Annotated in this window: 5 protein-coding genes and 1 pseudogene; 3 read left to right on the forward strand and 3 right to left on the reverse strand. The window is 64.1% G+C overall.

The genetic code is table 11. The features are described from left to right. A pseudogene (locus tag EN964_RS23240) lies at positions 1–177 on the forward strand (TetR/AcrR family transcriptional regulator); the annotation flags it as partial. A 129-nt stretch (positions 178–306) separates the two neighbouring features. Here EN964_RS23240 and rpmE read toward each other — a convergent pair. Then, entirely contained in the window at positions 307–528 is a 222-nt protein-coding gene (rpmE, locus tag EN964_RS23245; RefSeq protein WP_023811830.1) for a 50S ribosomal protein L31, read from the reverse strand. 206 nt (positions 529–734) lie between these two features. Here rpmE and EN964_RS23250 point away from each other — a divergent pair, with 206 nt between their 5' ends. Then, on the forward strand, positions 735–2,534 hold the full coding sequence (locus tag EN964_RS23250; RefSeq protein WP_127272584.1) for an ABC transporter transmembrane domain-containing protein: 1,800 nt from the start codon (positions 735–737) through the stop codon (positions 2,532–2,534). 31 nt (positions 2,535–2,565) lie between these two features. Here the strand turns inward: EN964_RS23250 and EN964_RS23255 are convergent, their stop codons facing one another. Then, positions 2,566–4,053, reverse strand: coding sequence for a carboxypeptidase M32 (locus EN964_RS23255; RefSeq protein WP_127269093.1), 1,488 nt, complete (start codon positions 4,051–4,053; stop codon positions 2,566–2,568). A gap of 141 nt (positions 4,054–4,194) precedes the next feature. On the opposite strand from EN964_RS23255, the gene EN964_RS23260 reads away from it, so the two are divergent. Continuing rightward, positions 4,195–4,548, forward strand: coding sequence for a DUF1304 domain-containing protein (locus tag EN964_RS23260; RefSeq protein WP_127269092.1), 354 nt, complete (start codon positions 4,195–4,197; stop codon positions 4,546–4,548). 75 nt (positions 4,549–4,623) lie between these two features. Here EN964_RS23260 and EN964_RS23265 read toward each other — a convergent pair whose 3' ends face one another. Then, positions 4,624–5,052, reverse strand: coding sequence for a hypothetical protein (locus EN964_RS23265; RefSeq protein ID WP_127269091.1), 429 nt, complete (start codon positions 5,050–5,052; stop codon positions 4,624–4,626). Positions 5,053–5,328 lie beyond the last annotated feature (276 nt).

The following is a 5,328-nucleotide window of genomic DNA, read 5'->3' on the forward strand; positions in this document are numbered from 1 at the left end:
GTGCTGAAACGGCTGCGGCCGGCAGCCGATCCGGTGGCGTTGGAAACGACGGCGTTCCTCATCTGGCAGATGGGCGAAGCCGCCATGCGGCTGGCGATCTCGGTTGAGCGCCAAGAGGGCGACAGGCTGGTCGCGGCCTACAAGCGCATGGCGCTGAGGGAATTGCTGGCCGAGTAGCAACGCGCCGCAACAAAAAACCCGCCACGAAGGCGGGTTTTTGATCTGTAAAAAGCTCGTTTGGTTTAAGATCTTACTTGGTGCAAGTCATTATCCCAAAACCGCTTCGCACTTTTGGGCGACATGCACTTAGATGCCGAAACCTTCGAAACGCTTCTTGAACTTCGACAGGCGGCCGCCGCGGTCGAGCAGGGTCTGCTGGCCGCCGGTCCAGGCCGGATGGGTGGTCGGGTCGATATCGAGGTTCATCGTATCGCCTTCCTTGCCCCAGGTCGAACGGGTCGTGTATTCGGTGCCGTCGGTCATGACGACCTTGATGGTGTGGTAATCGGGATGAATAGCGCTCTTCATGGCTCGGTTCCTGGCTTGCCGGCGCGGCTGACGGGCATAAGCCTGCGTCGATGCGCCTCTTTTTAAAACTCGAAGCCGCAGCTATTGAGGAGCCACGGCTTCTAAAACGGTCGGCGAGCCTATACATCAGCCGGAATTGAATCACAAGGCCGCGGCAAGCGCATATTGAGGCGCAGACCCCAAGGGCGGCTGGAGGAAACATCGGGATGGCGCAAATCACCAGCGCAGACGAGCGCCGGCGTTCGCTCAAGCCGCTCCGGCGCCTGTTCCCCTACATCACGCACTATCGCACACTGGTCGTCGGCGCCATCATCTCGCTGGTCATCGCGGCGGCAACCACGCTGGCGCTGCCGCTGGCGGTGCGACGCATGATCGATTATGGTTTCTCGTCGTCCAGCACCACCTTCATTGCCGAATATTTCGCCGCCCTGGTGGCGATGGCCGCCGTGCTGGCGGCGGCATCGGCCGGCCGCTACTATTTCGTCATCACGCTGGGCGAGCGCGTCGTCGCCGATATCCGGCGCGATGTCTTCGCCCATGTGACGACGCTGTCGCCTGCCTTCTTCGACACCGCCCAGTCGGGCGAGATCGTGTCGCGGCTTGCCGCCGACACGACGCAGGTCAAGTCGGCGGTCGGCGCGACGGCTTCGGTGGCGCTGCGCAACGTCATCCTCGGCCTTGGCGCGGTGGGGATGATGGTCATCACCAGCCCGAAACTGTCCGGGTTGGTCATTGCCGCTATTCCTGTCATTGTGCTGCCGCTGGTCGCTTTCGGCCGTTCGGTGCGGCGCAAATCACGCCAGGCGCAGGATACGCTGGCCGATGCCACCGCCTATGCCAGCGAGCAGATAGGCGCGGTGCGCACGCTGCAGGCCTTTACCAATGAGAAGCTGGTCACCGGGCATTTCTCGGCCGCGGTGGAAGCTGCTTTCGAGGCGGCACGCTCCTCGATCTTCGCGCGCTCCTTCCTTACCTTCTTCGCCATTTTCACCATCTTCTCGTCCGTCGTGGCGGTGCTGTGGTTCGGCTCGCGCGACGTGCTCGAAGGCTCGATATCGCCCGGTACGCTCGGCCAATTCCTGCTCTATTCGGTGTTCGCCGCCGGCGCGCTGGGCGCGTTGTCGGAAGTCTGGGGCGAGCTTGCGCAGGCGGCGGGCGCCGCCGAACGGCTGACCGAAATCCTGGCCGAGAAGCCGGCGATCCAGGCTCCCGCCGATCCGAAGCCGCTGCCGGCCGTCGCCAAGGGCGCGATCGCCTTCGACAATGTCTCCTTCTCCTACCCGGCAAGGCCGGACCGTGCCGCCGTGCATGGCTTGAGCTTTCAGGTCATGCCGGGCGAGACGGTGGCGATCGTCGGGCCGTCAGGGGCCGGCAAGAGCACGGTGTTTTCGCTGATCCTACGCTTCTACGATCCCGAAACAGGCAAGATCCTGATCGATGGCGTCGATGTGCGCGAGGCCGATCCCGTTTCGATCCGCCAGCGCATCGCGATCGTGCCGCAGGACGTCACCATTTTCGCGGCAAGCGCGCGTGACAATATTGGGTTCGGCCGGCCGGGAGCCAGCAAGGCCGAAATCGAGACGGCGGCGAAGGATGCACTTGCCGATGAATTCATCCTCAAGCTCGAGAACGGGTATGACAGCCAGGTCGGTGAGCGCGGCGTGACGCTGTCAGGCGGCCAGCGCCAGCGGGTTGCGATCGCCCGCGCCATCCTGCGCGACGCCCCGATCCTGCTGCTCGACGAGGCCACCTCCGCCCTCGACGCCGAAAGCGAGACGCTGGTGCAGACGGCGCTGGAACGGCTGATGCAGGGCCGCACCACGATCGTCATCGCCCACCGCCTGGCAACGGTGCTGAAGGCCGACAGGATCCTGGTCATGGATGGCGGCTCGATCGTCGAGGAAGGCACGCATCAAAGCCTTGTCGCCAAGGGCGGCATCTATGCGCGGCTGGCCAAGCTGCAGTTCGAAACCGGAGCCAGTGCTTTCAGGGGCGCGGCTGAGTAGGCAGAAACATCTGCCGCTGTGCCGGCAGCCGCTATACGGCTCCGTATCGCTGCTTCAGATGGTTCACGAAATAAGTGGCGTTGAGCTTTTCGCCGGTGGCGCGTTCGAGCAGGTCCGGCGTCGACCAGCGTGATCCCTGCGACCAGATTTTTTCGCGGCGCCAGTCGTTGATCGCCTCGAAATTGCCTTTGGCGAGATCCTCGTCGGCGGCAGGATGATCCCGCGTCAGCGCCGCCCATTGCTGCGCCGCCATCATCGCGCCCAGCGTGTAGGATGGGAAATAGCCAAAGGCCGCACCCGGCCAGTGCACGTCCTGCATCGGTCCGTCGGCGGGGTTGTCGATGGTGGAGAGGCCGAGATAGTCACGCATCTTGGCGTCCCAGGCTTCGGGCAGATCAGCCACCTCCAGCCGACCCGCGACGAGTTCCTGCTCCAGTTCGTAGCGCAGGATGACATGCAGGGGATAGGTCACCTCGTCGGCATCGACACGGATCAGGCCGCGCTCGACGCGATGCACATGCGGCAGGATGTCGTCGAGCGACCAGGCTTCGCCGAGATGCTTTTCGACCACCGGCAGCGCCCAGCGCCAGAAGGCCGGGTTGCGGCCGAGCTGCTTCTCGACGAACAGGCTCTGGCTTTCATGCACGGCCATGCCGCGCGCCTTGCCGAGCGGCCAGTGCGACCATGCCTTCGGCAGGTTCTGCTCGTAGAGCGCATGGCCGGTCTCGTGCAGTACGCCCATCAGCGCCGACAGGAAGTCTGTAGTCTTGTAGCGGGTGGTGATGCGCACGTCGCTCGGCACGCCGCCGCAGAAAGGGTGGTGCGACACCGACAGCGACCCGTGTGTCAGGTCGAAGCCGACCGCCGCCATCATGGCAAGGCCGAGCTCGCGCTGCCGGTCGATCGCATAGGTGCCTGAGAGCGGCTTCAGCGGGCGCTTGCGCAGCCGTGCGTCCTGGATAGCCAGCGCCTCCGGCACAAAACCTTTCAGGAAAGCCTTCAGGTCGGCGAACACTGGCGTGATGTCGGCGGTGCGGTTGCCGGGGTCGTACTGCTCCATCAGCGCGTCATAGGGGGCGAGGCCGAGCACATCGGCACGCAGCGCCGCTTCCTCGCGCACCAGCGCCACGACGCCCTCCAGCGCCGGCTGGAAGCCCGCCCAGTCGTTCTTGGCGCGCAGGCCGCGCCACAGCTGCTCGCAACGCATGCGCGCGGTCGTCTGGCGTTCGACGAATTCGACCGGCAGGCAGGTCAGGTTGGCGTATTGGCGCCGCAGTTCCGAGACCGCAGTGCGCTGCTCTTCACCCAATGCTTCCTGTTCGGCCGCAGCGATCCAGTCGGCTATCTCCGGCGCCGTTGCCCTGGTGTGATACATGCCGGCCAGTGCCGACATCGCCTCGGCACGCTTCTCGCCACCGCCGACGGCCATGTGGGTGGCCTCATCGGCGCCGAGAATGGCCAGTGCATGCTCGAGCGCTTCGAGCTTGTGGCAGAGGTCATCGAGTTTCTGAAAGGACATGGCGGCTTCCGTGATTGGGGACGGCGCGAAAAGACACCAACACAAATGCGTTGGCAACCCTCGGATGCCGTCGGGCAAATGCACCTTGCGCAGGCGATGCCGCGCATGGAATGCTGCCGGCGACAACGCAAGGGGGACGAAATGATCGGCAACATCCTGGTTGGGCTGGTGGCCTTGATCCATGCCTACATCGTCTATCTGGAGATGGTGCTGTGGGACACGCCGCGCGGACACAAGGCTTTCAACCTGACCCCGGAATTCGCCAGCGCCTCCAAGGTGCTCGCCGCCAATCAGGGGCTCTACAACGGTTTCCTCGCCGCCGGCTTCATCTGGGGGCTTTACCTCGGGGCGGCCGGTTTCCAGGTCAAGGTGTTTTTCCTGCTGTGCGTGGCTGTTGCCGGCCTCTATGGCGCGGCAACGGTTGGCCGCAAAATCCTGTTTATCCAGACCGCGCCGGCGATTGCCGCGCTGATCGCGGTCTGGCTGGGCTGGTAAAAAGGACGCCCGCGGGATGGCTCCCGAAAGCGTCAGGTGATCCCTTCCTCTTGGACCGTTTCGGGCGCTATGGCCTCAGCCGTTCGGGTAGTTGCCGCCGTCGTCGCCGTCGCCCATCAGGAAACCGCTGCCGGTATCGACCCTCAGGCGCTGGTCGACATTGTCGAGCCGGCGCAGCAGGTCATGATATTGCGCGGCCGGTATCCTGCCGTGATCGGACGCGGCGACTTTCTCTGCCGCCTGACCGATGTGGGCCGTGCGCATTTCCAGGCGTTCCGCCACGGCCGGGGTGATGTTGTTGGCCTGTCTTGCGTCCACGATGCCCTGCCGGACGCCCTGCACCTGTGCGATAAGCGCCTCGACACGCGGGCCAGTCATGTCGGTCGGATCGGCCGCGTCGAGAGCGCCCTTGTGATGGCCCGCGGCATAGGCGCCGGCAAGCGGAACGGCGATGAGGAGCGCCGTGAGTGTAGCAGTTCTAAGCGAGGTCTTGAAAGAGCGCATCACGCGTCTCCTCTTGTAGAGGAAGGCGGCGGTTGTCCGCCTGCCTTCCGGCCTTGGGCCGTCCGGTTCCGTCGCGTCGCGATGAGGGGGTTCATCGCCGGCGGTTCTCGGCCCGGGCGGCAAGTTAGGATCGCCCTGCGACAATGTGTAATTAAAAAAAGATAATCTTTTCAGGCCTTGTCGGCCTCTATCTGCGCTCTAGAGTTGAGCCGACGAACAAGTTCGCGTGATTTTGGATCAACGTTCGGTGAGCTTCAGTTCAATACGGCGGTTCTT

It is taken from the genome of Mesorhizobium sp. M7A.F.Ca.CA.001.10.2.1, from assembly GCF_003998575.1.
Taxonomy (GTDB): Bacteria; Pseudomonadota; Alphaproteobacteria; order Rhizobiales; family Rhizobiaceae; genus Mesorhizobium.

Bases quoted from the DNA above. Each gene is read 5' to 3' on its own strand.
- rpmE (WP_023811830.1), bottom strand. From the start codon at position 528: ATGAAGAGCGCTATTCATCCCGATTACCACACCATCAAGGTCGTCATG.
- EN964_RS23250 (WP_127272584.1), top strand. From the start codon at position 735: ATGGCGCAAATCACCAGCGCAGACGAGCGCCGGCGTTCGCTCAAGCCG.
- EN964_RS23255 (WP_127269093.1), bottom strand. From the start codon at position 4,053: ATGTCCTTTCAGAAACTCGATGACCTCTGCCACAAGCTCGAAGCGCTC.
- EN964_RS23260 (WP_127269092.1), top strand. From the start codon at position 4,195: ATGATCGGCAACATCCTGGTTGGGCTGGTGGCCTTGATCCATGCCTAC.
- EN964_RS23265 (WP_127269091.1), bottom strand. From the start codon at position 5,052: ATGCGCTCTTTCAAGACCTCGCTTAGAACTGCTACACTCACGGCGCTC.